Source organism: Staphylococcus massiliensis CCUG 55927 (genome assembly GCF_000298075.1).
Taxonomy (GTDB): Bacteria; Bacillota; Bacilli; order Staphylococcales; family Staphylococcaceae; genus Staphylococcus; species Staphylococcus massiliensis.
This window is the reverse complement of the sequence record NZ_JH815593.1, coordinates 231,645-257,161: the sequence shown is the minus strand read 5'-3', so window position 1 is coordinate 257,161 and position 25,517 is coordinate 231,645. Positions and strand designations below refer to the sequence as shown.

At 36.3% G+C, this 25,517-nt stretch carries 23 protein-coding genes and 1 other annotated feature; of the genes, 1 reads left to right on the top strand and 22 read right to left on the bottom strand.

Annotated elements, in window-relative coordinates; translation table 11 throughout:
• Positions 1–93 precede the first annotated feature (93 nt).
• From A33S_RS0101600 to A33S_RS0101495, 22 genes are all read right to left on the bottom strand, one after another.
• Positions 94–1,320 carry an NRAMP family divalent metal transporter gene (locus A33S_RS0101600; protein WP_009382619.1) on the bottom strand — a complete coding sequence of 409 codons (1,227 nt, stop codon included), beginning with the start codon at positions 1,318–1,320 and terminating at the stop codon, positions 94–96.
• Positions 1,321–1,323: 3 nt separating this feature from the next.
• Positions 1,324–2,085 (bottom strand): 5-oxoprolinase subunit PxpA, encoded by a 762-nt coding sequence (gene pxpA / locus A33S_RS0101595; RefSeq protein ID WP_009382620.1) that lies wholly within the window; start codon positions 2,083–2,085, stop codon positions 1,324–1,326.
• Positions 2,085–3,443: an acetyl-CoA carboxylase biotin carboxylase subunit gene (locus A33S_RS0101590; protein ID WP_017176483.1), complete on the bottom strand. Its 1,359-nt coding sequence runs from the start codon at positions 3,441–3,443 to the stop codon at positions 2,085–2,087. The genes pxpA and A33S_RS0101590 overlap by 1 nt, the downstream gene beginning before the upstream one ends.
• Before the next feature lie 14 nt (positions 3,444–3,457).
• A complete protein-coding gene (locus A33S_RS0101585; protein ID WP_009382624.1) occupies positions 3,458–3,901 on the bottom strand; it encodes an acetyl-CoA carboxylase biotin carboxyl carrier protein in 444 nt (147 codons plus the stop codon).
• Positions 3,898–4,917 (bottom strand): 5-oxoprolinase subunit C family protein, encoded by a 1,020-nt coding sequence (locus A33S_RS0101580; RefSeq protein ID WP_017176482.1) that lies wholly within the window; start codon positions 4,915–4,917, stop codon positions 3,898–3,900. The genes A33S_RS0101585 and A33S_RS0101580 overlap by 4 nt, the downstream gene beginning before the upstream one ends.
• Complete coding sequence (gene pxpB / locus A33S_RS0101575; protein WP_009382626.1) at positions 4,907–5,638, bottom strand: 5-oxoprolinase subunit PxpB; 732 nt, start codon at positions 5,636–5,638, stop codon at positions 4,907–4,909. Before pxpB ends, A33S_RS0101580 begins: the two co-directional genes overlap by 11 nt.
• Before the next feature lie 534 nt (positions 5,639–6,172).
• Positions 6,173–6,655, bottom strand: a complete 483-nt coding sequence (gene greA, locus A33S_RS0101570; protein ID WP_017176481.1) for a transcription elongation factor GreA — start codon at positions 6,653–6,655, stop codon at positions 6,173–6,175.
• Positions 6,656–6,678: 23 nt separating this feature from the next.
• Positions 6,679–7,305: a uridine kinase gene (gene udk / locus A33S_RS0101565; protein WP_009382628.1), complete on the bottom strand. Its 627-nt coding sequence runs from the start codon at positions 7,303–7,305 to the stop codon at positions 6,679–6,681.
• The gene (locus A33S_RS0101560; RefSeq protein WP_392450437.1) at positions 7,305–8,531 is read right to left on the bottom strand and encodes a peptidase U32 family protein; all 1,227 of its coding nucleotides are present in this window, start codon (positions 8,529–8,531) and stop codon (positions 7,305–7,307) included. The genes udk and A33S_RS0101560 overlap by 1 nt, the downstream gene beginning before the upstream one ends.
• A 77-nt stretch (positions 8,532–8,608) precedes the next feature.
• Positions 8,609–9,532, bottom strand: coding sequence for a peptidase U32 family protein (locus A33S_RS0101555; protein ID WP_009382630.1), 924 nt, complete (start codon positions 9,530–9,532; stop codon positions 8,609–8,611).
• A gap of 2 nt (positions 9,533–9,534) precedes the next feature.
• On the bottom strand, positions 9,535–10,179 hold the full coding sequence (locus A33S_RS0101550; RefSeq protein ID WP_017176480.1) for a class I SAM-dependent methyltransferase: 645 nt from the start codon (positions 10,177–10,179) through the stop codon (positions 9,535–9,537).
• A gap of 286 nt (positions 10,180–10,465) precedes the next feature.
• On the bottom strand, positions 10,466–11,092 hold the full coding sequence (locus A33S_RS0101545; RefSeq protein WP_009382632.1) for a putative bacteriocin export ABC transporter: 627 nt from the start codon (positions 11,090–11,092) through the stop codon (positions 10,466–10,468).
• 80 nt (positions 11,093–11,172) lie between these two features.
• Positions 11,173–13,179 carry a DUF1430 domain-containing protein gene (locus tag A33S_RS0101540; protein WP_017176479.1) on the bottom strand — a complete coding sequence of 669 codons (2,007 nt, stop codon included), beginning with the start codon at positions 13,177–13,179 and terminating at the stop codon, positions 11,173–11,175.
• 74 nt (positions 13,180–13,253) lie between these two features.
• Positions 13,254–13,625, bottom strand: a complete 372-nt coding sequence (locus A33S_RS0101535) for a hypothetical protein (RefSeq protein WP_009382634.1) — start codon at positions 13,623–13,625, stop codon at positions 13,254–13,256.
• A gap of 209 nt (positions 13,626–13,834) precedes the next feature.
• Positions 13,835–14,155, bottom strand: coding sequence for a DUF1292 domain-containing protein (locus tag A33S_RS0101530; protein ID WP_009382635.1), 321 nt, complete (start codon positions 14,153–14,155; stop codon positions 13,835–13,837).
• A 13-nt stretch (positions 14,156–14,168) separates the two neighbouring features.
• Positions 14,169–14,597 (bottom strand): Holliday junction resolvase RuvX, encoded by a 429-nt coding sequence (ruvX, locus tag A33S_RS0101525; RefSeq protein ID WP_009382636.1) that lies wholly within the window; start codon positions 14,595–14,597, stop codon positions 14,169–14,171.
• 1 nt (position 14,598) lies between these two features.
• A complete protein-coding gene (locus A33S_RS0101520; protein WP_009382637.1) occupies positions 14,599–14,862 on the bottom strand; it encodes an IreB family regulatory phosphoprotein in 264 nt (87 codons plus the stop codon).
• Between the two features lie 60 nt (positions 14,863–14,922).
• Complete coding sequence (alaS, locus tag A33S_RS0101515) at positions 14,923–17,553, bottom strand: alanine--tRNA ligase (protein ID WP_017176478.1); 2,631 nt, start codon at positions 17,551–17,553, stop codon at positions 14,923–14,925.
• A gap of 40 nt (positions 17,554–17,593) precedes the next feature.
• Positions 17,594–17,762: a binding site (T-box leader), on the bottom strand.
• A gap of 22 nt (positions 17,763–17,784) precedes the next feature.
• Positions 17,785–20,259, bottom strand: a complete 2,475-nt coding sequence (gene recD2, locus A33S_RS0101510) for an SF1B family DNA helicase RecD2 (RefSeq protein ID WP_017176477.1) — start codon at positions 20,257–20,259, stop codon at positions 17,785–17,787.
• Between the two features lie 3 nt (positions 20,260–20,262).
• On the bottom strand, positions 20,263–20,928 hold the full coding sequence (locus A33S_RS0101505; RefSeq protein WP_009382641.1) for a tetratricopeptide repeat protein: 666 nt from the start codon (positions 20,926–20,928) through the stop codon (positions 20,263–20,265).
• Between the two features lie 123 nt (positions 20,929–21,051).
• A complete protein-coding gene (gene mnmA / locus A33S_RS0101500) occupies positions 21,052–22,161 on the bottom strand; it encodes a tRNA 2-thiouridine(34) synthase MnmA (protein ID WP_009382642.1) in 1,110 nt (369 codons plus the stop codon).
• Positions 22,162–22,164: 3 nt separating this feature from the next.
• The gene (locus A33S_RS0101495) at positions 22,165–23,304 is read right to left on the bottom strand and encodes a cysteine desulfurase family protein (protein WP_017176476.1); all 1,140 of its coding nucleotides are present in this window, start codon (positions 23,302–23,304) and stop codon (positions 22,165–22,167) included.
• 477 nt (positions 23,305–23,781) lie between these two features.
• Between A33S_RS0101495 and A33S_RS0101485 the strand changes: the two genes are divergently transcribed.
• On the top strand, positions 23,782–24,780 hold the full coding sequence (locus tag A33S_RS0101485; protein WP_009382645.1) for an LLM class flavin-dependent oxidoreductase: 999 nt from the start codon (positions 23,782–23,784) through the stop codon (positions 24,778–24,780).
• The last annotated feature ends 737 nt before the right edge of the window (positions 24,781–25,517 follow it).

Here is a 25,517-nt window from a genome sequence, read left to right as displayed (position 1 = left end):
ACAATATTACCACAGTTTCAATGACTACCGAAATACAAAAAAGCAATTTAAGGCCGCATTGACCTTAAATTGCTTTTAAAACAACTTTATTTATTATTTTGACCATAAGTCCCCTAAACTTTGGAAAGATAATACACCAGTATAAACTGTCACTAAAACAGCTATGGCACCGAATACAATCATCCACATAGGGTGTTTGTAATCACCAACAATGCTTTTCTTCCTAGACGCAATTAGTACTGTAGCTAATACGATTGGAAGGATTAAACCGTTTAAGGCACCTGCTAAAATTAATAACTTAACTGGTTTACCAATAAATAAGAATACAATTGTTGAAATCACGATGAAGACGATAACGATTAAGTTACTTCTATTATAAAGTGATTTGTGCATTGTTTTTAAGAACGTCGAACTTGTATAAGCTGAACCTATAACTGAAGACATTGCTGCTGCGAATAATACGACACCGAATATATTCTTACCAATCGGACCTAAAGCATGTTCAAATACGGATGCAGGTGGGTTGTCTGGATTTAAAACTGCACCAGTTGCTACAACACCAAGTACTGCTAAGAAAAGTAATGTACGCATAACTCCAGTAGTTAAAATAGCAGAAATCGCTGCTCTGTTAACAAATGGTAAATAGAATTTACCTTTAATGTCTGCATCTAAGATACGGTGTGCACCTGCGAATGAGATGTAACCACCTACTGTACCACCAACTAAAGTAATAATTGGTAATACGAGAGCGCCTGGATTTTCAGGCATAACTGTGTGAACTGCTGCATCTGCGTATGGTGGATTTGATTTAACCATTACGAATGCTACGATTAAAATCATTAACGTACCTAATACCATTGTGACTATGTCCATAATCTTTTGACCACGTTTACTTGTGAAGATAAGAATTGCAAAAATTGCAGTTAAAGCTGCACCCCATTTAACGTCTAATCCAAATATCGCATTCAGACCAAGTCCTGCACCAGCAACGTTACCAATATTGAATGCTAATCCACCTATTGCAATTAAAGCTGATATAAATGTCCCTAAACCTTTAAATACGTCATTAGCAACTTCTTGGCCACGTTTGCCAGTAACTACTAGAACACGCCAAATGTTTATTTGAGCACCAATATCAATGATAATAGAAATTAAAATCGCAAATGCAAAACTTGCTAAAAATTGTTCTGTAAATACTGCAGTTTGTGTTAAAAAGGCAGGCCCAATGGCTGATGTCGCCATTAAGAACACTGATCCTAGTAATAAGCGTTTATGCGCTTTTGTGAACTCAAACTCTTGCTGTTCTGGTCTATTCCCCATAACTTAACCCCCTAGGCGTATAACTTCTACATTCGCCTCTTTCAATTTTGTTCTAATTTGTGATACGAATTCAAACGCGTGTGCTCCATCCCCATGGACACAAATCGTGTCTGCATCAATATCGATTTCTTTTCCAGATACTGAAGTGACTTTACCTTCTGTTACCATTTTTACTACTTGGTTGATTGCATCTTCTGTATTTTCGATAACAGCATTAGATTTTTTTCTACTTACTAATTGACCATCTTCTTCATAACGACGATCGGCAAAAACTTCTGAAGCTGCGTTTAAGCCAACTTCTTTTGCTGCGTCAATCAATTTAGAATTAGATAAACCTACTAAAATGAGATTAGGGTCAATATCATAAATAGCTTTAGCAATTGCTGTCGCAATTTCTGAATCACGAGCCCCCATGTTATATAAAGCACCATGTGGTTTAACGTGATTTAATGGAACCCCGTAAATATCACAGAATGCTTTTAAAGCACCTACTTGATAAACGACAAGGTTGTAAATTTCATCTGGATTAATATCCATGTTACGACGGCCAAAGCCTTGTAAATCTGGTAAACCAGGGTGTGCACCAATACTAATGCTATTTTCTTTAGCTAATTTGACAGTTTGGTGCATCACATTTTCATCACCTGCATGAAAGCCACATGCTACGTTTGCAGACGTGATGACAGGAAGAATGTTTGCGTCATTACCAATTTTATAATTACCAAAACTTTCACCTAAGTCACAGTTTAAATCAACTTTAACCATTATGAATCCTCCTTATAAATCGGATGACGATCTAAGAATTTAATATCAACTTCACTTGCGTCACCATCACAGTATGGTGGATAAGATAATAACGCATATAAGAAGTCTGCTGTAGTTGTAAATCCATCGATAACCATTTCATCTAATGTTACTTTAAGTTTTTCAATTGCATGGTCACGGTCATTACCACTTACAATGACTTTTGCTACAAGAGAATCATAGTAAGGAGAAACGGTATAACCTGGATATAATAGTGAATCTACACGCACTAAGAAACCATGTGGTAAGTGTAAACCACGCACTTTACCTGGTGTAGGACGGAATCCTTGCTTAGGATCCTCCGCATTAATACGCGCTTCAATAACATGACCACTGAAGTGAATGTCATCTTGTTTAAGCGATAATGTGCCTTGTTTCATTAGTTCGATTTGTTGACCAACTAAATCAATGTTTGTACGCATTTCTGTAACGGTATGTTCAACTTGAATTCTTGCGTTCATCTCGATGAAATAGTACGCATCGTCCGTAACGAGATATTCGATTGTACCAGCACTACGATAATTAGAAGCTTTCGCAACTTTAACAGCATCCTCACACATCTTAATACGCTTTTCATCAGTTAACGAAGCACATGGTGATTCTTCAATAAGCTTTTGGTTTTTACGTTGAACAGAACAGTCACGTTCACCTAAATGTATGTAAGTATCTTTGCCATCACCTAAGACTTGAACTTCTACGTGCTTAGCTACTGGAATAAAGGCTTCAATGTATACACGATCATCGCCGAAGTATTTTTCGCCTTCGCTTTTAGCTTCTTTGAACTTTTGCTCAATTTCACTTTCTTCTTTAATGATACGGATACCTTTACCGCCACCACCGCTTGCAGCTTTCAATACAATTGGAAAGCCTAAATCTTTAGCGAATGCTTTAACTTCATCAATTGATTCAACTGCATCAGTAGAACCAGGAATAATAGGTACACCTGCGTTTTTAACGGTTTGACGGGCAGTAATTTTGTCTCCCATCATTTCCATTGTTTCTTTAGTAGGTCCCATGAAATAAAGACCTTCTTTTTCAAGTTCTTCAGCGAACTTTGGACTTTCTGATAAGAAACCATAACCAGGATGCACTGCATTTGCACCTGTAATTTCACAAGCAGTAATTAACTTTGGAATATTTAAGTAACTGTCTAAAGGATTTGCGCCACCTATACAAACTGCTTTGTCAGCTAATTTAACGTGTAAACTGTCTTCGTCTCCTTCAGCATACACTGCAACTGATTCAACATTTGCTTCTCGCAACGCACGAATAATGCGGACTGCGATTTCACCCCTATTTGCGACTAAACAACGATACATTTATAAATCTCCCCTTACTTCAATTTAATGATTGGTTGATTATGCTCAATATTTTCTCCGTGTTCTACTAAAATTTCCGTGATTTTACCTGATTGGTCAGCAGTTACTTCATTCATAACTTTCATTGCTTCAACGTAACCAATAACGTCACCTTCATTAACTTCGTCGCCTACTTTGATGATTGGATCTGTAAGTTCCTTTTCATCTTGAAGGTAGAATGTTCCGATCATTTGAGAACGCACTTCTTTAGCTTCTTGATTATCATTAGCTGCAGTTTGCTCAGAAGCTTGACTTTGAGCTGGTTGAGGTGTGCTTGTAGCTTGAGCAGTACCATCTGATTCAATTTGTGCAGTATTTAAATCAAGTTCTAATTCTAAATCTTCATCTTTATATCTTAAGTGCTTAGCACCATGTGCTTTAAGTAGTTGTAACGTTTGTTCAATTTGATTTAAATTCATAATTCAATATCCCTTTCTATTACTTGATTAATCTTTTTAGCCGTGTGTCTGATACCTGTTATATCACGTTTTGGCGTACGTTTAAGTGCATGTTTCACTTCACTAAAGCGTTGTAACATACCTTTGTAAACTTCTGTCGCTTCTTCTACAGTAACCCATTCAAACTTAATTTCCTCACCTGGTTTGATTTGAGCAACTTTAGGAAGATCTGCTTTGATGACAGTAGCAATTTTAGTATAGCCACCTACTGTTTGTTTATCATTCATTAAAATGATTGGATTACCATCGTTTGGCACTTGAATACTACCGAGAGCAACTGGTTCAGAAATAATATCTGCCGATTCAATTGGAGGTACTTGATTACCCTTAAGTCTATACCCCATACGGTCAGAACTTTCAGTAACTTTATACGTATCACGACTTAGCATTTCATGACTTTCTTTACTGAATTTATCGAACTGAGGTCCAGCCATAACTCGAATCACGTTGCTCGTACGTGTTAGTATCGTTTCAAAGTCTGTCGTACGACCAATTAAATCGTGATTAAGCGCTTCGTTTTTAGATGGTATGATATCACCTTTTTGTAATGTACGGCCTTTAAAGCCACCAATTTTGCTTCGTGTATGAGTCGCGTAACTATCTGCAATATATGACGCATCTAGTGCTTTTCCAAAGTTAAGATAACCTCGAATACCTTCTGTTGCGGCACCTACTTCTAATACATCACCTTTCGAAACATACGTAACGGTTTGAGGTTGAACTGGTTCACCGTTAAGTTTCGCATTAAATTTAGCCCCAGTTATCACGAAAGTGTTCGGTACTAAGAATTGAACCGTAGGACCTATCATTGTCATTTCAAGAGCTGGTGACTTGTCCTTTTCTAAAAGGCACGTCCCTAATTGATAACTAAAGATGTCCATAGCACCGCTTGTAGAGAATCCAGCATCCTCGTAGCCATAGCGACCTTCATCTTGAATTGTAGTAAATAGTCCTGGTTTTAAAATCTTAATTGTCATCTTTAATCACCACCCATTTACTATAATCAAGTTTATCTGCTTCGATTTCAGCTTTAATGTCTTTAAACTGAGATTCAGTGATTTCATAAAATTGAATCTTATCTCCAGCTTCGTATACACACATCGGTTTACGATATTGATTAAATACATCGATTGGTGTACGACCAATAATTTGCCAACCACCAGGAGAATCTAATGGATAAAGACCAGTTTGGTTATTCGCGATACCAACTGAACCTGCGTCAATTTTAAGTCTTGGTTCTTCGCGTCTAGGCGTATGTAGCTTTTCATCTAAGCCACCTAAGAAAGGAAAACCTGGTAAAAACCCTAGCATATATACGAGATAAGCGTTCTCGGTGTGACGTTTTATAACGTCTTCTACACTTAAATCATGATGTTGAGCTACATTTTCAATATCAGGTCCATACGCGCCTCCATATACGACTGGAATATGAATAATACGTCTGGATTCAGTTGATGATTGCTTGTCTAAATCTAATTCATTTAATTTTAAATCATCAATAATCTCTTCTTTACTTGCTTTCAGAAAATCAAAATGCAACATCACTGCTCTATACGACGGTATAACTTCAGTGATTGCTGCATGGTTAAAATCTTTTATGTATTCAACTACTGAAGCAACTTGCCCATAAACCTGCTCGCTAATTTCAGGTTTAAAGTAAATCATCAAAGATTGCTCATTGATTTGAATTATCTCCATTTTCACTCCCCCTAGAAAACCCTTACATGTCATTTTATCATCTATAATTACTAAGGGCAATTTCATGAAATAGCGAAGACTTTAGTCATTTTAAAGATGTAAACTTAAATAAATTTTAAAATTTACTTAATTGTAAACGATAACTATTTAAAAAGCTACCTAATATTTTAAGTTTTCGCAATATTTATTATAAAAATTTAAGTTTAAAGCTTTTACAGTTAATAAAAAAGCATGAACACGAATATTCATACATTTCCTATATATATTATACTAATTAAGACGAACAATTAACAATAGGAAATTTGTAAATGACATGGATATGTAATGTATCCTGCAATTTATCTGATCTACCATTTTATCGAGACCTTATACTATGAGACGCGGTCTAAGCGTATACCTACTGCCTAGTCGCTTTCCCTTATTTAAAAGTCCTTTTAAAAAAGAAAACTCAATTCCTGAGTAACGTTAGTAAGGAGGATAACCTACTGTAACGCCTTCAGAAATTGAGTTTAAATGTCTACATGTATACGATTATTAGTTGCTTTCGATTTTCTTAATTTGAACAGTCATTTCGCCACCGTTAGGAAGTGGTACGCGAACTTCATCGTTAAGTTTTTTACCAATTAAGCTTTGAGCAATTGGCGATTCGTTAGAAATTTTACCGTTAAAAGCGTCTGCTTCTGCAGAACCAACGATTTGATATGATTCTTCTTCATTACCTGGTAATTCAACAAAAGTTACAGTTTTACCAATTTGAACTACGCCGTTATCACCAGTATCCTCGATGATTAAAGCGTTACGTAGCATTGTTTCAACACGTTGAATGTCTTGTTCAATGAAACCCTGTTCGTCTTTAGCTGCATCGTACTCTGAATTCTCTGAAAGGTCACCAAAGCTACGTGCGATCTTAATTTTTTCAACAACTTCAGGTCGTTTAACGGTTTTTAATTCTTCAAGTTCTTGTTCTAACTTATGAAAACCTTCTTTGGTCATAGGATATTGCTTTTGATTTTCCATTCGTCATCTTCCTTTACAAAATGTTAGTCGTGATTTTTAACCAACGTTTGGATTTTTGTAGTCATGATATCAATAGCAACTTTGTTACTTCCACCTTCAGGAATAATGATATCTGCATATCGTTTCGTTGGTTCAATAAATTGAATATGCATTGGGCGTACGACATTAAGATATTGATTGATTACAGAGTCCATCGTTCTTCCACGTTCTTTCGTATCACGAATTAAACGGCGTAAAATTCTGATGTCCGCATCTGTATCAACATAGATTTTAACATCCATCATGTCTCTTAATGCCTTGTTTTCTAATGCAAATATACCTTCTACGATAATAACATCTTTTGGTTCAAAGTAAACCGTTTTGTCACTTCTCGTATGCTCAGTATAGTCGTAAGTAGGTACTTCAACTGATTCACCGTTTTTAAGCGATTCTAGATTCTCTATTAACAATTCATTGTCGAATGCAAATGGGTGGTCATAGTTGGTTTTTAATCTCTCATCAAATGTTAAATGAGATTGATCTTTGTAGTAATAATCTTGAGCTAGTAATGCAACATTATACCCTTCTAGATTTTTCATAATCTCATTTGTAACTGTTGTTTTACCTGAACCAGAGCCACCAGCAATACCAATAATCGTAACGTTATTCATCATCCAATTTCCTTTCGCATCATGTTATTCTTATGAATTTTATGACTAACTTTAATTTGGACGATTTGAAGTGGATGTCTCGCAGCGTCGAGTTCATTACCTTCTTCATCATAGATTTTATCGATTGTTTCAGTAAATGTATCAATTTCCGGTCCGAAGAATTCAATTTCTTGTCCAGGCTTAAAGTTATTACGTTGTTGAATTGTAGCCATTTGTGTTGATTCATCATAATCAAGTACTAAGCCGCAGAAATCATATGGTGATTTCTTCTTAGATTCATCTCCAAACATTTGTTCATGATAACCTGGCGTACCTTCAAAGAATGCGGGTGCAGTGTCACGGTTCGCACATTTATCAAGTTCTACTAACCATTCCTTTTTAATTTTAAAGTTGTCAGGATCATCATAGTAAGCATCAATGACTTTACGATAAACCGAAACAACAGTCGCAATATAATGGATAGACTTCATACGACCTTCGATTTTAAGAGAATCAATACCAATATCCATCATATTTGGAATAGATTCGATAAGCTTTAGGTCTTTAGGGCTCATCGCAAACGGTACAACATCATCTTCATCATATACTAAATCAAGTTCGCCGTCATCTTCTACTTCAAGTAAATCATAATCCCAACGACAACTTTGACAACAACCACCACGGTTAGAGTCACGCGCAGTCATATGGTTACTTAATGTACAACGACCAGAGTACGCGATACACATCGCACCATGGATAAATGCCTCAATTTCAATATCGACTTTATCTTTAATTTCTTTCATTTCCATTGCGCCTGTTTCACGCGCAAGTACAACGCGGTCAAGACCTTCTTCTTTCCAGTATTGAACCGCTTTATAGTTACTTAGAGATTGTTGTGTAGATAAATGAATTTCAAGTCTAGGTGCCACTTCTTTACATGTTTCAATAATAAGTGGATCTGCCACAATAATTCCTGTAGCTCCTGTCGCATCTAGGTCTCTTAAATACGTTTCTAAGCCTTCAATATTTTCATCATGCGCAATAATATTCGTTGTTACATAGATTTCAGCGCCGTATTGTTTAGCGAAATCAACGCCTTCTTTAATTTCTTCCATTGTAAAGTTATCAGCGTTAGAACGTAACCCGTATTCTTGTCCACCTAAGAATACCGCATCTGCACCGTAGTGAACGGCAATTTTTAGTTTTTCTAAGTTACCAGCAGGTGCAAGTAGTTCTGGCTTTTTCATAACGGGTTTAGATTTCGGTTTTACTGCTTCTAAAGTTTTCAAACTTAAACCCTCCTATAAATTTATCAATCAGTTCATTAATATACAGTTTGTTTGAATAAGAACCCTTCATCAAAAGGTCTATGTTCAGGTTGAATATCTTCAATTGGATCAACTAACATGAATTTCTCATCTTCATATAGCTCAGGATCTTCATTGTATAAATCAATGGCTTCACGATATTGTTCTGTACACACATTGATATATGCTTCTGTTTGAAGTACGCCATCGATTTTAAGACTATCAATACCCGCTTCAAATAAAGGTTCTAACTCTTCAATTAGGCACATATCGTTTGGCGACATGATATGTGTACCATTGTAATCTTCAAAGACTGGGTATTTATTATCACGTTCCTCATCGTATAGTAGTAATGTCTTTTCAGATTGGTTACGTTCAATCTTCATTTGACGTTCCTGGAATGTATAATAGTTACCAAGTAACATACGTTTAGATTGGAACATACATGCCATACCATGAACCTGAACTTCTACTTCTACATTAGTATTTTCTTTAATATTAATGATTTCTTCTAAACTTAATTCTTTAGCGAGTACGGCACGTTTAGAGCCTCTACGTCCCCAATAATTACATTGAAAGTGGTTTGTGACAAGTGTGCCAGCATCCCAGTTCAATGGAATTGGATTTTCTTGTTCTTTAACAATCATAACTACCGCAGGATCACCAAAGATAATACGGTCTACTCTAATGTCATGTAAGAATTGAATATAGTCTTCTAAAGCATTGATATGATAGTTATGATAAAGACCATTAACTGCAGCGTAAGCTTTTTTACCATTCGCATGAATCAGTTCAACAGCTTGTTTCATATCATCACGTTTAAATTCACCTGCTAGACGTAAACCGAATTTTTCTTCACCGATAACAAATGCATCAGCACCCTTATCGATTAGCGTTTCGATATGGTCTATAGACTTAGGTGTTACTAATAATTCAGTCATTCTCATTCTCCTTTTATCGTAATTGCTAGTCCATCTTCTATATCTAAAAAGTTCGTATGATAACCTTCTAATTGAATAAGCCACTCGTTATATTTTTGTACTTTCTTAACCATTTGTTTCACGTTACGACTACGTACAACATCGATATCTGCAACAAATCCATGATACAACACGTTGTCCGTTAAGATGAGACCGCCTGGCTTAACTAATGGCGCGTACATTTCAAAGAAACGTTTTGATTGGGCTTTTGCTGCATCAATAAATAACATGTCGTACGTTTGATTGAAGATCGCATCATGTCGCTCAGACGCATCACCTTCAACAAGCGTGATATTGTCCTCATATCTATAGTGTTGAATATTTTCTTTAGCGCGTTGAATCATGTCAGGATTTCGTTCAACCGTTGTGACATGGATACCCGATTTAACTGAAGCAAACTGCATACTACTATAACCTATCGCAGTTCCAATTTCTAAAACTGATCGAACGTCTTTCATACGTATTAACTGTTTAATCATATCTAAAGTTAAAGGATGAACGATAGGAACTTGATGTGCTTCGGCATATTCACGCAATTGTTCTATTGTATCATTTTCCTTTAAAACTTGATGTAAGTTAACGAGATAATTTAGATCTTTCTCTGACATAAACATACTTCCTTCTAAATGAACACATAATAAAATAAATCAGTCATCGGTGACTGATTTGTACTATTTCTCGCGTTTTCATCTGTGTCGTAATTTAACTTTAAATATTCTATCATATATTGACCAAAATTATAAGTGTAAAATTAAAAGAGCAGGCACGAAATTAATAGAAATTTCAATTACCTACTCAGTTGAGTTAAAGTTTAATTTTAAGCAGTGCTAATAATCTTCCCCATTTTGAAAAGCCCTTTAAATTCAATACGATTTATTTTAGGGGGCATTTGATTTATAGCTTAACTTCATAATCACAGTATTGAATCACTTCTGGATCATGGGTTACGATACATATCGTAGATTGACCCTTTAAAGAAGTGATAAGTTGCATGACTTCGTGCTTATTTTTATCATCTAATGCACCTGTTGGTTCATCAGCAAAAATAATTTTAGGTTTTTTAAGTAACAAACGCGCGAGTGCCACACGTTGTTGTTCACCACCACTTAATGTAAATACTTTCGTTTTGAGTGGATGCTCTAACCCTACTTTCTCAAGCACATTTCTCATGCGTTCACGCTTTTCTTTCTGAGATAACTTCATATATGTTAAGACAAGGTTCAAGTTGTATTCAATCGTCTCATATGAAACGAGGGCATAGTTTTGGAACAAGTAACCAAACTCATTCCGATACATCAACATCTTTTGGCGTCGAGAAAGTTTCGCGATATTCTTAGAGTTAATCCATACTTCTCCAGTATCAAATTTTTCCAATCCGCATATACAATTTAACAATGTAGATTTACCCGATCCACTCTTACCTGTTATAGCAACCATAACCCCTTCAGCTATACTTAAATAATATGAATCAAAAATGGTATTTTGTCCGTACCTTTTTGTAAAGTTATTTAATTGAATCATATGCTTACACCTCTTTAATACAATATGCTTTCCAAGTGTTCATGAAGTAGCACACCTATTTATTCAATATAGATAATAAATTATTCTTTAAGTAATTCTTGATAACGGTTAAATGCAGGTCGTTCTAAAATTCGCAGTAACAACGTCATTATTAATGTATTTGCTAGTAGGATGGCCCCATATAGATATGGTGAGAACGACGCCAAGTTAAAATGGTAGATGAGATAACTTACAATTACAGTAAGCAATAAGTCATATATTAGGAAGGTTCTATGTCGATGTAAAAAATGACTACCATATAAATACTTTATAAATATTTTGTCTTTATGTAATTCAAAGTGAGTTTGAGTAGTAAAATACAACGTGAACCCATATATAATCATACTTACGCTTAAAGCAATAAAGTTGTAATACAGGTTAGATTCTAGAACTTTAATATCTTTATCAACCACATACTTTATGTCTGTAATACCATTCAAGAAATGCTTTAGGACGCTATTTTCAATGTATGAAGCAAGTTCCTCAAAATCCTTAAATAAAATTTCATTTTTAGTCAATGCTGAATAATAAAGATCATGAAGAGGTAATTGATCAGGTATTACAATAAGGACTGGGTTTGTTTCAAAGCTAAATTCTAAGCCGATTCTTGAGTTATAATTAAATGCACGTATCTGTTCTTGGTATGGGACGATCTTGACTAATGGTTTATTTACCTTAGTGTAATCTAATCTTTTATCTAATTCGTAATACATATCTAAACTATTATTTATATCAGATTTGAGTTGAGATACGTCGTCTTTATTAAAATCTCTTTGTGGATATAAAGCTAGTAATGTATTGTTAGAAAATTGCTTCACACGTCGATTAATTTCATTGAAATTCAATTGATCTTGTAAAAATGTTCGATTAACCCACATATATCTATCATATGAATCACTTATAGACATTTCACCATATTTCGCATCACTCCGCGAAATGATAACATTATTAGACTTCTGATGCTGTAAAAGCTTGTAAGATTCAATGGTGATTTTGTCATGATATTTTTGTCTGCTATTATGTAGAGGCACAAAGTCAATTACATAAAGATCTTCAATTTTCTTCCATTTATTTTGAGCCTCCGTGCTACTTTGGTACGTCTTTAAGTTATTTAAACTTACAGACATCGTTGTCAACACAATGACAATTAAAATCATTTTCATTGTTTGTGGTAAAAAATTCAATACCCTCGATAACATAGCCCCTTTTATAAATTTACTTATTTGTGATGAAGCACGTGCAATGATGCCAAAACTGATAATAAATAAACCTATAATTATTACAATGATTGATACTGAATATATTAGATATTGATACAGAAACGTTTTAAATTGGGCCAACTGATTATAAAAAATCAAAATTATAAACATGATCATAGCGGATATGGAATAAGTTATTAGAATAATTTTCATTTCCTTATTAAAAGAAACCCAAAAAACCCTTTTCATTGACCAACCATTCAAGCGTTGAATCGCAAATTGATACAAATTTTTACTTGTATCAACTATATTTAGCATTAATACGAGTATTAAGATAACGATGAGTAGTGGTATAATTGAATAAATTTGAATAAAATCATTAAAAATTAATCCAGGTGTTTGATACGAATAAACAACTTTGAGTCCTAATTTTTCAAAATCATTTTCTATTGATTTAGAGAAGGGTCTAGTCGTGTAAAAAGTTGATGTTATCGGTAACTTCAAACTTTCTGTACTACCTACCTTTAAATATTCATAGTCAACATTAGGACTAAATGGTGTTATTTTATCGTGTTTTACGTTACTCGGAAAATACGTCACCGTCTTAATTAAATGTTCGCCCTTATACTTATCACTAACACATATAAATACCTCGTTATGCCTGATTGAAATTTTATCTATCTCTTCTTCTATTTCTTTTTTGGAAAGTTTTTGATCCCAGCTCACAATGGTTAAACTATGTGTATAGTTAGGAAGTTTGATTTCTTCTAGGTTATTAAAGAATTGTACATATATAAAGTTAAGTATTAAAAATATGAATGCATAGATGATTACCTTTAATTTAACCATAAGCCTCAAACCTCTTAAGTGAATCAGTTATTAGTAATCTTTTCATGATGTCCTCACCTTAGTTGTAAACTTTTTTATTCCTTACCTGTTTGATGCTTAAATGTATGCTTATCTATGTATTCTATGCTAAAAACCCACAGTCCTTTATGATCAATAACCACATATGTTCCTAGCGGATCATGGCCTTCAAAATCTAGATGATATGTGCGTTCAATACCTTTTTCATCATAGATATTGATGTTTCGATAGTCTTGTAAGTTCATGAGTGCTTTATCAGACAATTTTTTCATCTCTTCTTGTATTGTATGAGGTACTTTAGCGTAACTTTTTGTCCTTGGTTCGAGCGGATTTAATCTATCGACAAAATGATTGAAATGCCTCAAGCTGAAACTTAATATCACGCCAATAACAATAATACTAATTATAAAAATTAAGAATTTTTTCATGGTGAATAACTACTCCTGATGTAAATTCTAGTTTAGAACTTCTTACGTTCTTTTCGTAAAAGGCCCTGAGTATAACGTAAAAACAATGCGCTTCTAACTTTTAATTTAAGTATACACAATATTTCTTTTATGTAAAATATTATTCTATTTTTATCTTTTAACCTCAAAAAAGAACGCGATACGTAAGTATCGCGCTCAACTTTAATGAATTATTCTTCTGGTTCATCTAAATTTGTATGAACAACTTCTTCAATCATGTCCCACTCTTCATCAGTTTCAACTGGTAAGAATTTACCACCGTCACCTGATTCATCTGGTTCGTTAATCATCGGAATTAACTCAACTAAGTCATCCTCATCACCAGATGCACCTTCTTCAGCTAAGATCACATAATCTTTTTTGAATTCAGGGTGATAAAATTCTAATACTTTACGATAAAGAACTTCGTTACCATCTTCATCAAATAATGTTAAAAGTTCCTCTTTCTCGTTAATTTCTAAATTTGCATCTTGATTATTTTGTTCTGTCATAGTATTACGCTCCTTAATTTAAAGAATCTAAATAGCCTTGAAGGATAAACACTGCGGCCATTTTATCAATTACTTTCTTTCTTTTTTGTCTTGAAACATCTGCTTCTAATAATGAGCGCTCAGCTGCCATAGTACTTAGGCGTTCATCCCACATTATCAGTTCTAAGTTAGGACATGCTTCTGCTAACTTCTCTTTATATTGTAACGATGCTTCGCCTCTAAATCCAATAGAATTGTTCATGTTCTTAGGTAAACCAATAACAACAGAACCTACGTCTTCTTTATTAATAATTTCAACGATTCGATCAATACCAAGCTCGCCTTTATCTTCATTAATTCGGAGTGTATCTAGCCCTTGTGCTGTCCATCCCATTAGATCACTAATGGCAATTCCGACAGTCTTACTTCCAACGTCTAATCCTATAATTTTATGTTTTAACATATTATGACTTTTTATTTTGCTCTAGATATGAAGATACAAGCTCTTTCATAATATCATCACGGTCAATGCGTCTAATTTGGTTTCTTGCTTCATTATGACGAGGAATGTAAGCAGGGTCTCCTGAAAGTAAGTAACCAACGATTTGGTTTACAGCATTGTAGCCACGTTCTTCTAAAGTTTTATTGACGTTGTCTAATACAGATTTTACATCTTCTGTTGGGATATCTTCATAACTAAATTTCATTGTTTTATCGAAATTGTTCATCTTCAACACTCCTTAATAGATAAATCCTTTAATTACATTCTACACGATGTGTTTCAGAACTTATAGTGATTTAATGTAGTTTTTAATGAATTGTAACGCGTCTGTTATTTTATCAGGATTCGTTCCGCCACCTTGCGCCATGTCAGGTCGGCCGCCGCCTTTACCATCAACAACAGGGGCCATTTCCTTAATAATGTCGCCAGCTTTAATCGTTTGAGTTAAGTCCTTAGGAACTGTCGCAATCATTGATACTTTACCGCCTACATCACTAATTAAAATGATAACAGTATCTTGTAATTTAGATTTAAAATCATCCATCGTTGAACGAATTTCTTTTGGATTTGAAACCTCTACTTCAGTGGCAATGACTTTAATTCCATTAATCGTTTCAACTTGATCTTCAACATTACCCATCTTAAGCTTCGTAATTTCTTTGTTTCGTTGTTCTAACGTTTTAGCAAGTTCTTTTTCCTTACTTTGAAGCTCCGTTACTTTTTGAAGCACTTGATCATCAGTTTTGGCTTTAACGGAGGCCTTCACGTCGTTGAAATGGTTTTGAATTGTTTCAAGGTATCGGAATGCTTCTTTACCAGTTAAGGCTTCAATACGACGAACACCAGCGCCCGTACCCGATTCAGATACAATCTTAAATAAACCGATTTCTGAAGTATTCGTGACATGAATACCACCGCATAGCTCAATAGAGAATGGCCCCATATCTACAACTCTTACGACATCACCATATTTCTCACCGAATAGTGCCATCGCTCCTTTAGCCTTAGCTTCTTCAATTGGCATCTCTTCAATAGAAACATGTAAGTTATTCCAAATTTCCTCGTTTACACGTTGCTCAACTTGCTTAATTTCGTCATCTGTCATAGCGCCAAAGTGAGAGAAGTCAAAGCGTAAACGCGTACTTTCTACAAGTGAACCAGCTTGGTTAACGTGATCGCCTAAGACTTCTTTTAAAGCAGCATGAAGTAAATGCGTTGCACTGTGATTCTTCTTAATATCTTGGCGTTCAACATGGTTAACAGACGCTTCAACATTTTGATGAATTGATGGCTCACCAAACTTAACTTTACCTGTGTGTAAATTCTGACCATTAGGTGCCTTAATAACTTCAGTAACCTCAATCTCAAATGTCTCATTTGAAACAGTACCTTTATCAGCTACCTGACCACCACTTACCGCATAGAACGGCGTTTCTTTTAGTATAAAGTGAACTTCGTCGCCCGCTTCAACACTATCAACACGTTCACCATCTTTAATTAAGTCAGTTATTGTAGTCGTCGTATCCATCACATCATAACCAACAAACTTGCTTTCGGTATCAATTTGTCCAAGTACTTCACTTTGAACTTGCATTGATTGTGAAGCTTGACGTGCCTCTCTCGCGCGCGTTTTTTGCTTATCCATTTCAGTATCAAACGTTGCCATATCAATTGATAAGCCTTCATTAGAAGCAATTTCTTCAGTTAACTCAATTGGAAAGCCGTAAGTGTCATATAGTTTAAAGGCATCTTTACCGTTAATTTCATTGTTGTTAGATTTCGCATCTTTCATAAATTGATTTAAGATAGATAAACCTTCTTCTAATGTCTCATGGAAACGCTCTTCTTCTGATTTAATCACACGTTTAATGAAATCAGATTTTTCTTTGACGTTAGGGTAATATGGTTCCATAATTTCAGCCACTGTATCAACTAATGCATACATAAACGGCTCGTTGATATCTAGTGTTTGACTGAATCTCACAGCACGACGTAATAAGCGGCGTAGTACGTATCCGCGTCCCTCGTTGGCTGGTAATGCGCCATCTGAAATCGCGAACGAAATTGTTCGAATGTGGTCTGCAATTACTTTAAAAGCCACATCCTGTGTTTCATCTTTTAAATACGTTTTACCTGAAACGTTCTCAACTTCTTTAATTATAGGAACAAATAAATCCGTTTCATAGTTCGTACGCACATCTTGAGAAATAGATGCCATACGTTCAAGACCCATACCAGTATCAATGTTTTGACTTGGTAGAGGTGTGTAACTATGGTCTTTATTATGGTTGAACTCACTAAATACAAGGTTCCATACCTCAAGATAACGTTCATTCTCGCCACCTGGGTACATTTCTTCTTCAGGATCATCTTGACCATATTCAGATCCACGGTCATAGAAAATTTCAGTGTTAGGACCTGATGGACCTTCACCGATATCCCAGAAGTTATCTTCAATACGAATAATTCTACTTTCTTCTAAACCGATGTCTTCATGCCATAATTTATAAGCTTCCGTATCTTCAGGATGAATCGTTACATAAAGGCGTTCTGGTTCCATTGCCATCCACTTATCGCTTGTTAAGAATTCCCAAGCAAACTCAATCGCTTCCTTCTTAAAGTAATCGCCAATAGAGAAATTACCTAACATCTCAAAGAACGTATGATGTCTTGCAGTGAAGCCAACGTTCTCAATATCATTTGTACGAATTGCTTTTTGAGCATTCACAATTCTTGGTTGCTTCGGTGTTTCACGACCATCAAAGTATTTCTTCAATGTCGCTACACCTGAGTTAATCCATAATAATGTATCATCATCGATAGGCACTAATGGTTGAGAAGGTTCGACCATATGTCCCTTTTCTTTAAAGAAATCAATATAACTTTGCCTAATGTCACTTGCCTTAAGCTTTTTCATAACAATCACTCCTCATAAAATAAAAAAACACCCGTCCTATCAAAGGGACGAATGCTTCGCGGTACCACCCTAATTATGATTTATCATCATCACTCTAAATGCGTATTTCGGTTATCAAATAAAGTAGCGTTCAATAATTTGTGTCATACTTTACACCAACCAGTATGTCTCTGAAAAGCACAAGATTATTTACTCATCTTTATCGTTAATTTAATTAAATTATAAAAGATATTAAGCTTCATTGTCAATTTCTAAGAAGTCATATGGCGTGATGTCACCCATATTAATCATAGGGTTAATATGATATATCGTCGATTCAGAAAGCGTAATTAAAGCTTCATCTTCACTAGAGGGTTCATCCTCAGTTTCATTTCGTACACTTTGATTGTCTTTTGAATCAGGTGAAGACTGAACCTTATCTTTCGATTCCACTTCAACTTCATTGACGCTCTTACCATCGAAATATGCCTCAAGATACGATTTCAAGCGCGTCATGCGCATTTGCCCTTCCGTATTAAGTCCTAGTTCGAAAGCACTCGGATCACCTAAGAATACTAACGACTGCTTAGCTCGCGTGAGACCAGTATATAATATCGGTCGTTGCAACATTCTAAAGTATTGTTTAACCATTGGCATTATGACAATCGGAAATTCAGACCCTTGAGCTTTATGAATGGATGTACAATACGCATGGGTCAACTCCATCATATCTTGCTTCGTAAATGTGATTTCATTGCCATCAAAGTCGACGATAAGGACGTCTTTATTTAAAGCATTCTCTTTTGCCCAAAAGACACCAATAATTTCGCCGATATCACCGTTAAAGATATTATCATTCGGACGATTAACGAGTTGCAAGACTTTATCGCCTTTTCGAAAAAGAACATCGCCAAACTCAATTTGACGCTTATCATCTTCAAGCGGATTTAAAATGTTCTGCAGTACTTGGTTCAGACGTTTGATCCCTGCATTACCACGATACATCGGAGCTAATACTTGGATATCTGTCATATCGTAACCTTTAGTAACGGCGTTCTTCACAATCTTCTCAACGACGTCAGCAATCTGACTTGTATCACATGGAATAAAACTACGGTCATGGAAACGCGCAGTAACATCAACCGGCGCCTTATGCTTAATTTGATGCGCAAGTTGGATAATACTTGAACCGTCTTGTTGTCGATATACTTCGGTAAGGTTAATACGCTTTAACACATTCGCGTCAATCAAGTCCTTGAAGACTTGCCCGGGCCCTACTGAAGGCAATTGGTCTTCATCCCCGACAAGAATGACTTGGGCGTCTATTGGCACAGCGCTCATAAATTGGTGGAACAACCATGTATCTACCATCGACATTTCATCAATAATAATCAATTTCGCGTTAATTTCATTATCTAGAATATCTTCAGGTTTCGTATCTTGACTCCAACCTATAAGTCGATGAATGGTCATCGCTTCTAAACCTGTCGATTCGTAAAGACGCTTTGACGCACGTCCAGTCGGAGCAGCTAGAACGACGGGATAGTCGTCCTCTTGATAATCATCATAATCTAGTGAAATTCCGTGCACCTCTGCATAAAGTTCAACAATTCCTTTGATTACCGTTGTCTTACCTGTACCAGGACCACCTGTTAATAGCATGACTTTCGAATTCATTGCAGTCTCTAAAGCCTCACGTTGAGACTTCGCATAAGTAACATTGTTATGTTCTTCAATTTCACCGATTCGAAGTTGCAAATCGGACTGTTCAATCGTCTTAAATTGGTGGTCATGCGTCACAGTGCGGAAGATATTTTGCGCACTTTTAAGCTCAGAGTAATATAGACTTGGAATTGATACGACACCATTATCTTTGATGAGTTTACGTTCCTCGCTAAGTTGCTCAATCATATTTTCTAACTGATCTGATTGTATGGCTTCTTCATCACTACGACTTAAGATTTTCAGCGCTTCTTGAGTAAGCGTTTCAATCGTTAAATACGTATGACCTTCCTTAACGCATTGTTCCTCTAAGACGTAGAGCAATCCTGCTTTAATCCGTTCATCATCGTTAAAAGCAATGCCAATTTTAGTCGCTAACTGGTCAGCTTTATTAAACCCTATGCCCTTTACATCATATACGAGTCGATACGGTTCCTTATTAATAACATCTAACGTATCACCGAAATATACTTGATAAATCGCCATCGCAAGCTTTGCACCAAAGCCTAAATCATGAAGCTGAATCATAATTTTTTCAGTTTCTTGGTTACTTTGGATTTGTTCAGCAATTTGATCTTTTTTCTTCTTATTTAAGCGTGGTACCTGATCTAGCACCGTTTTATCGTTAAGGATATCATTAATCGCATTTTCACCAAGTGTTTCGACAATCGTAGTAGCTGTCTTTTTACCTATACCTTTAAATAAGTCACTCGATAAATAATTAATGATAGCGTCTTTGGTTTGAGGTATTTCCTTTTCAAACGTTTCTGTTTTTAGCTGCTTACCATACTTCGGGTGTTCGACAATTTGACCTTTAAACGTGTATGTATCGCCTTCTTGGATATTCGGAAAGAAACCTACAATCGTCGGTGAATCATCAAAGTCTTCGTTTGATTCAATTTTATCTACTTTTAATACCGTATAGAAATTTTCCTTATTCTGGAAAAGAACGATTTCAACCGTACCTTTGATGATGGAATAATCAAACAATGTAGGTTCTGACATTTCCTACTCCTCCTCTTTAATACCTTTAAACGTCTTTAAAGCATGTTGACTTAGTAAATGACCCGGGTCGATTTCAATGGCCTTTTCAAAGGAAGCAATCGCACCATCTGTGTCCTCATGCGCCATATAAGTAGCAAGTCCTAAATTGTAGCTTGCGTCAACGTGTTTCGGATCGACTTCAAGTACATGATTAAGCTGTTTGATGGCCTCTTCAAACATCTCTAAATGGCATAAAACTAAACCGTATTGAAACTGTACTTCAGTGTCCCTAGGATCAAGTTCGGCAGCACGCATTAAGAATGGCATCGCTTCGTTAAATGCCTCAAGCTGATTGAATGACATGCCAATCATATAATTTGTGTCAACTGAATCAAAGCCTTTCTGGCTCGCAAGTTGATACAATTTAATCGCTTCTTTATAGCGACCTTGATTGTAATACATGTTCGCAAGATTATAGTACGTTGCGCCATGTTCTGGCTTTAACGTTATCGCACGTTGGAAGAAGCGTTCTGCTTTGTCAACTTGATTGGCTTCAGCTAAAAGTACACCTGCATTGATATAGTTTTCAACTTCTTCAGGAGATTGTTCGATATTCTCAAAAAGTGCGCTAAGTGCTTGCTCATATTGACCCTTTTTGATTAAGTCATAGATCTCTTCTTGACGTGTCATAGTGTTTTAGCTCCTCATCTTTTTCTTCTATTATAATAGAAATGTTATTGAATTTCATTTTGCTGAAAGAAATCGCTTTAAATAAATGGAGGCCTAGACACATCTCTATGCCTAAGCCTAACGTTATACAACGTAACTTAATTGACCTGAGTTTATATAGACGTCATCGATTGTTGCGCCACCTAAGCACACTTCACCGTCGTATAACACAACTGCTTGACCTGGTGTAATGGCACGAACTGGAGTATCGAATGTCACGCGAATCGCATCTTCGGATTCTTTCGTAACGGTCACTTTCGTATCTTTCTGACGATATCTAAATTTAGCCGTACATGTTAACGGTTCGTCTAGATTGATTGGATTTACAAATGAAACGTCTGAAGCAATCAGATAATCACTATATAGCGCATCATGATGGAATCCTTGTTCAACATATAAAACGTTATCATCAAGATTCTTTCCTACGACGAACCATGGATCACCGTCACCGCCGATACCTAAACCATGACGCTGGCCAATCGTATAATACATTAAACCAGTATGCTTACCTTTAACTTCACCATCTAAAGTCACCATGTTACCAGGTTGAGCTGGTAGGTATTGTGAAAGGAAGTCTTTAAAGTTACGTTCACCTATGAAGCAGATTCCTGTAGAGTCTTTCTTTTTAGCTGTTGCGAGACCACGATCTAGCGCGATTTCACGAACTTCGCTTTTCTCCATTTCGCCTAACGGGAACATTACTTTAGATAATTGTTCATGTGTAAGTTGGTTTAAGAAATACGTTTGGTCTTTGTTTTGATCGACACCACGTAACATTTCGACTTTACCATTATCGCGACGTACACGCGCATAGTGACCTGTCGCCACATAGTCAGCACCTAATTTAAGTGCATGTTCGAGAAATGCCTTAAATTTAATTTCTTTATTACACATGACGTCTGGGTTTGGTGTACGACCTTTCTTATATTCGTCTAAGAAATACGTGAATACTTTATCCCAATATTGCTTTTCAAAATTGACCGCATAGTATGGGATACCGATTTGGTTACAAACTGCAATCACGTCATTGTAATCTTCAGTCGCTGTACATACACCGTTCTCATCAGTGTCGTCCCAGTTCTTCATAAAGATACCGATGACGTCATAGCCTTGTTCTTTTAAAATTTGAGCTGTTACGGAACTATCTACACCACCTGACATTCCGACCACAACTCGAATGTCTTGATTACTCAATTTCTAGTCCTCCTTAAATCTGTGATAAATCTTCTGTAATTCAGCCGCAATGGTCTTAACTTCTACTTCTGTAGTTTCTGAACCGAAACTAAATCGTACTGAACGATAAACACGGTCATCTTCACCATACATCGCGTTTAATACGTGAGACGGTTTTGTTGAACCAGCAGTACATGCTGAGCCTGATGACACATAAATATTCGCCATGTCGAGTAACGTTAGAAGCGTTTCAACGTCAATAAATGGCAAGTATAAATTAACGATATGACCCGTCGTATCAACCATAGAACCGTTCACTTCAAATGGAACTGCGCGTTCTTGAAGCTGTACGAGGAATGTTTCTTTTAAAGACATCAAATGAATATTGTGTTGATCGCGATTATCATCCGCTAATTTTAAAGCTTCTGCCATACCAACAATTTGAGCTAGATTCTCAGTACCAGCACGGCGCTTAGTTTCTTGTTCACCGCCAAGTTGACTAAATGTTAAATCCGTATCCTTCTTAACAAGTAAGACACCAACACCTTTAGGTCCGCCAAACTTATGAGCCGTAATACTTAAGGCATCTATCGCGAGTTCATTAAATTCTACTGGCATGTGACCGACAGCTTGAACAGCGTCAACATGAAGTTGGGCGTTCGAGTCTTGTAGGATCATTTCTATATCAAATATGGGTTGCACTGTACCGACTTCATTATTAACAAGCATAATTGACACAAGTGTCGTATCTTCACGTAACGCTTCACGTAGCTGGTCTAGATTAACGATACCTTCTTTCGTTACATCGAGATACGTTACCTCAAAGCCTTCCTTTTCAAGTGCTTCAAACACGTGCAAGACAGCATGATGTTCCATTTTAGTCGTAATGAGGTGCTTACCTTCTGAAGCACGCTTATAAGCCATGCCGCGAATCGCCGTATTGTTAGATTCCGTGGCACCACTTGTGAAGATCACCTGCTCAGGATTCGCATTTAAATGCTTTGCAACCGTGCGACGTGATTCGTCTAAGAACTTTCTCGCATCACGCCCGATACTATGAATCGATGAAGGATTGCCATAGTGATGCTTATAAATCTCTGTCATTTTATCGATGACTTCCGGTTTAACTGGCGTTGTTGCAGCGTAATCAGCATAAACTTGCATTTGAGAACTTCCCTTCTTTTAACGTTCAATACCACTTAATGGTGGCTTTTCACATAGATTCGTTGATAATCAATGTTCCTATGATAGCACTTATTTATCAAAACTTCTAGGTCTTAAACCTAACCGTAACGTTTTCTTCACACACCACTATTCTAAAGGTTGCAGATTGTCGGTGCAAACCCCTCCTTGAAAAGCCCTTTGAGCAATTGATTGTCGGTGCTGACTTCTCGTTGAAAAGCCCTTTGAATAATTGATATCGGTGCTAAACTCTCGATGAAAGGCCCTTTGAACATTTGATTGTAGGTGGCCCCCTTCGAATGCCTTTGAATATTTGATTATCGGTGCAACCCTTCCATTAAAAGGGTCTTTGAACATTTGATAATAGGTGCCCCCTTCAAAATGCTTTTGAGCAATTAGATTAAGAAGGTGTAAGGTAATTGATATAATTGATATACGATTAATGAGGGAGGAATTTAAATGGCTCAAGCTAAAAAATTGTCTGCATTAAACTTAGCGCCGATACGTGAAGGCCATAGTGATAAAGAAGCGATAGATGAACTTATTCGCTTAGCGCAACACGTAGAAGATTTAGGTTATCAGCGTTACTGGATTGCAGAACATCATAATATGCCTCACTTAGTGAGTACGGCGACATCGCTACTCATCCAACATACCCTTCATCATACGAAATCAATTCGCGTTGGTTCAGGTGGTATCATGTTACCTAACCATGCACCTTTAGTCGTTGCAGAACAGTTTGGTACGTTAGCTACGATTTTTGGCGACCGTATTGATTTAGGTTTAGGTCGCGCACCAGGTACGGATATGATGACGGCTAGTGCTCTACGTCGCGATCAACATGCAGGCGTTCATCAGTTCCCTGATGAGGTTGAATCGTTACGCATGTACTTCGGTCCGTCATCTCAACAACCACATGTTCGCGCTTATCCAGCACCTGAGAAAGAAGTGCCTTTATATATTCTTGGTTCATCTACAGATTCTGCTCATCTTGCTGCCCGAAAAGGCCTACCGTATGTATTCGCTGGTCATTTCGCGCCACAACAAATGAAAGAAGCAATGGATATTTACAAACGCTTATTCGAACCATCTGATGTACTTGACGAGCCTTATATGATGGTATGTTTAAACGCTATCGTAGCTGATACGGATGAAGAAGCTCAATATCTAGCTACTACACAAGCTCAAGTTATGATTAGTATCATTCGCGGTAAACTTCAACCCGTTCAACCACCTGTAGAAGACTTAGAAGCAATTCTAACGCCAAGAGAGTATGAACTTGCTAAAACACGTATGCAACAATCGTTAGTCGGTTCTAAAGAAACCGTTAAGAAACAGTTAGAAGCATTCGAAGAAACTTATGGTGAATTCGATGAGTTAATCGCAGTAAGCTATATATATGATGAAGACAAACAACATTACTCTTACAAACTGCTTAAGGAAGCTTTAGAATCATAATTTGTTGAATTAAATGAGGGTCAAAGAAGCCGTCGCTTCTTTGGTCCTTTTTTATGGATATTTAGCGGTATTGGGTGTTGTTCCTTTGATATTGCTGGTTATAATCGGGGCAAAGAAGCCATTGCTTCTTTGGGTCCATATGAGAGAGAATTATGTGCTGCTGGGGTTTACTGTAAATGCTAATTTAGAATGTACATAAGTGATAAGATAAGTATGTACAATTTTTAGAGGGGGGCTTGTTTTACACGTTCTCGAAGTCTTTTGAATTTGGAGGCCCTTGATTTACACGTTTTCGATTTCTTGTAAATTTGATGGCTCTAGGTTTACACGTTTTCAATTTCTTGTAAATTTGGAGGCCCTTGGTTTACTCGTTTTTGAAGTCTTGTAAATTTAGAGCCCTTTCATTTACACGTTTTCGATTTCTTGTAAATTTAGAGCCCTTTCATTTACACGTTTTCGATTTCTTGTAAATTTGAAGGCCCTTAATTTACACGTTTCTGATTTCTTGTAATTTTAAAGGGCCTTGGTTTACACGTTTCTGATTTCTTGTAAATTTAGAGCCCTTTCATTTACACGTTTTCGATTTCTTGTAAATGAAGGTATAAGCCCTCCGTTTATCACGTTTCAACTTTCTTGATAAACCAAAGCCTCCCGTTTATCACGTTCTACTTTTCTTGATAAACCAAGGGCCTTCATTTATCACGTTTCAACTTTCTTGATAAACCAAGCCCCTCCGT

Bases quoted from the DNA above. Each gene is read 5' to 3' on its own strand.
- A33S_RS0101600 (WP_009382619.1), bottom strand. From the start codon at position 1,320: ATGGGGAATAGACCAGAACAGCAAGAGTTTGAGTTCACAAAAGCGCAT.
- pxpA (WP_009382620.1), bottom strand. From the start codon at position 2,085: ATGGTTAAAGTTGATTTAAACTGTGACTTAGGTGAAAGTTTTGGTAAT.
- A33S_RS0101590 (WP_017176483.1), bottom strand. From the start codon at position 3,443: ATGTATCGTTGTTTAGTCGCAAATAGGGGTGAAATCGCAGTCCGCATT.
- A33S_RS0101585 (WP_009382624.1), bottom strand. From the start codon at position 3,901: ATGAATTTAAATCAAATTGAACAAACGTTACAACTACTTAAAGCACAT.
- A33S_RS0101580 (WP_017176482.1), bottom strand. From the start codon at position 4,917: ATGACAATTAAGATTTTAAAACCAGGACTATTTACTACAATTCAAGAT.
- pxpB (WP_009382626.1), bottom strand. From the start codon at position 5,638: ATGGAGATAATTCAAATCAATGAGCAATCTTTGATGATTTACTTTAAA.
- greA (WP_017176481.1), bottom strand. From the start codon at position 6,655: ATGGAAAATCAAAAGCAATATCCTATGACCAAAGAAGGTTTTCATAAG.
- udk (WP_009382628.1), bottom strand. From the start codon at position 7,305: ATGAATAACGTTACGATTATTGGTATTGCTGGTGGCTCTGGTTCAGGT.
- A33S_RS0101560 (WP_392450437.1), bottom strand. From the start codon at position 8,531: ATGAAAAAGCCAGAACTACTTGCACCTGCTGGTAACTTAGAAAAACTA.
- A33S_RS0101555 (WP_009382630.1), bottom strand. From the start codon at position 9,532: ATGACTGAATTATTAGTAACACCTAAGTCTATAGACCATATCGAAACG.
- A33S_RS0101550 (WP_017176480.1), bottom strand. From the start codon at position 10,179: ATGTCAGAGAAAGATCTAAATTATCTCGTTAACTTACATCAAGTTTTA.
- A33S_RS0101545 (WP_009382632.1), bottom strand. From the start codon at position 11,092: ATGATTCAATTAAATAACTTTACAAAAAGGTACGGACAAAATACCATT.
- A33S_RS0101540 (WP_017176479.1), bottom strand. From the start codon at position 13,179: ATGGTTAAATTAAAGGTAATCATCTATGCATTCATATTTTTAATACTT.
- A33S_RS0101535 (WP_009382634.1), bottom strand. From the start codon at position 13,625: ATGAAAAAATTCTTAATTTTTATAATTAGTATTATTGTTATTGGCGTG.
- A33S_RS0101530 (WP_009382635.1), bottom strand. From the start codon at position 14,155: ATGACAGAACAAAATAATCAAGATGCAAATTTAGAAATTAACGAGAAA.
- ruvX (WP_009382636.1), bottom strand. From the start codon at position 14,597: ATGTTAAAACATAAAATTATAGGATTAGACGTTGGAAGTAAGACTGTC.
- A33S_RS0101520 (WP_009382637.1), bottom strand. From the start codon at position 14,862: ATGAACAATTTCGATAAAACAATGAAATTTAGTTATGAAGATATCCCA.
- alaS (WP_017176478.1), bottom strand. From the start codon at position 17,553: ATGAAAAAGCTTAAGGCAAGTGACATTAGGCAAAGTTATATTGATTTC.
- recD2 (WP_017176477.1), bottom strand. From the start codon at position 20,259: ATGTCAGAACCTACATTGTTTGATTATTCCATCATCAAAGGTACGGTT.
- A33S_RS0101505 (WP_009382641.1), bottom strand. From the start codon at position 20,928: ATGACACGTCAAGAAGAGATCTATGACTTAATCAAAAAGGGTCAATAT.
- A33S_RS0101495 (WP_017176476.1), bottom strand. From the start codon at position 23,304: ATGCAAGTTTATGCTGATTACGCTGCAACAACGCCAGTTAAACCGGAA.
- A33S_RS0101485 (WP_009382645.1), top strand. From the start codon at position 23,782: ATGGCTCAAGCTAAAAAATTGTCTGCATTAAACTTAGCGCCGATACGT.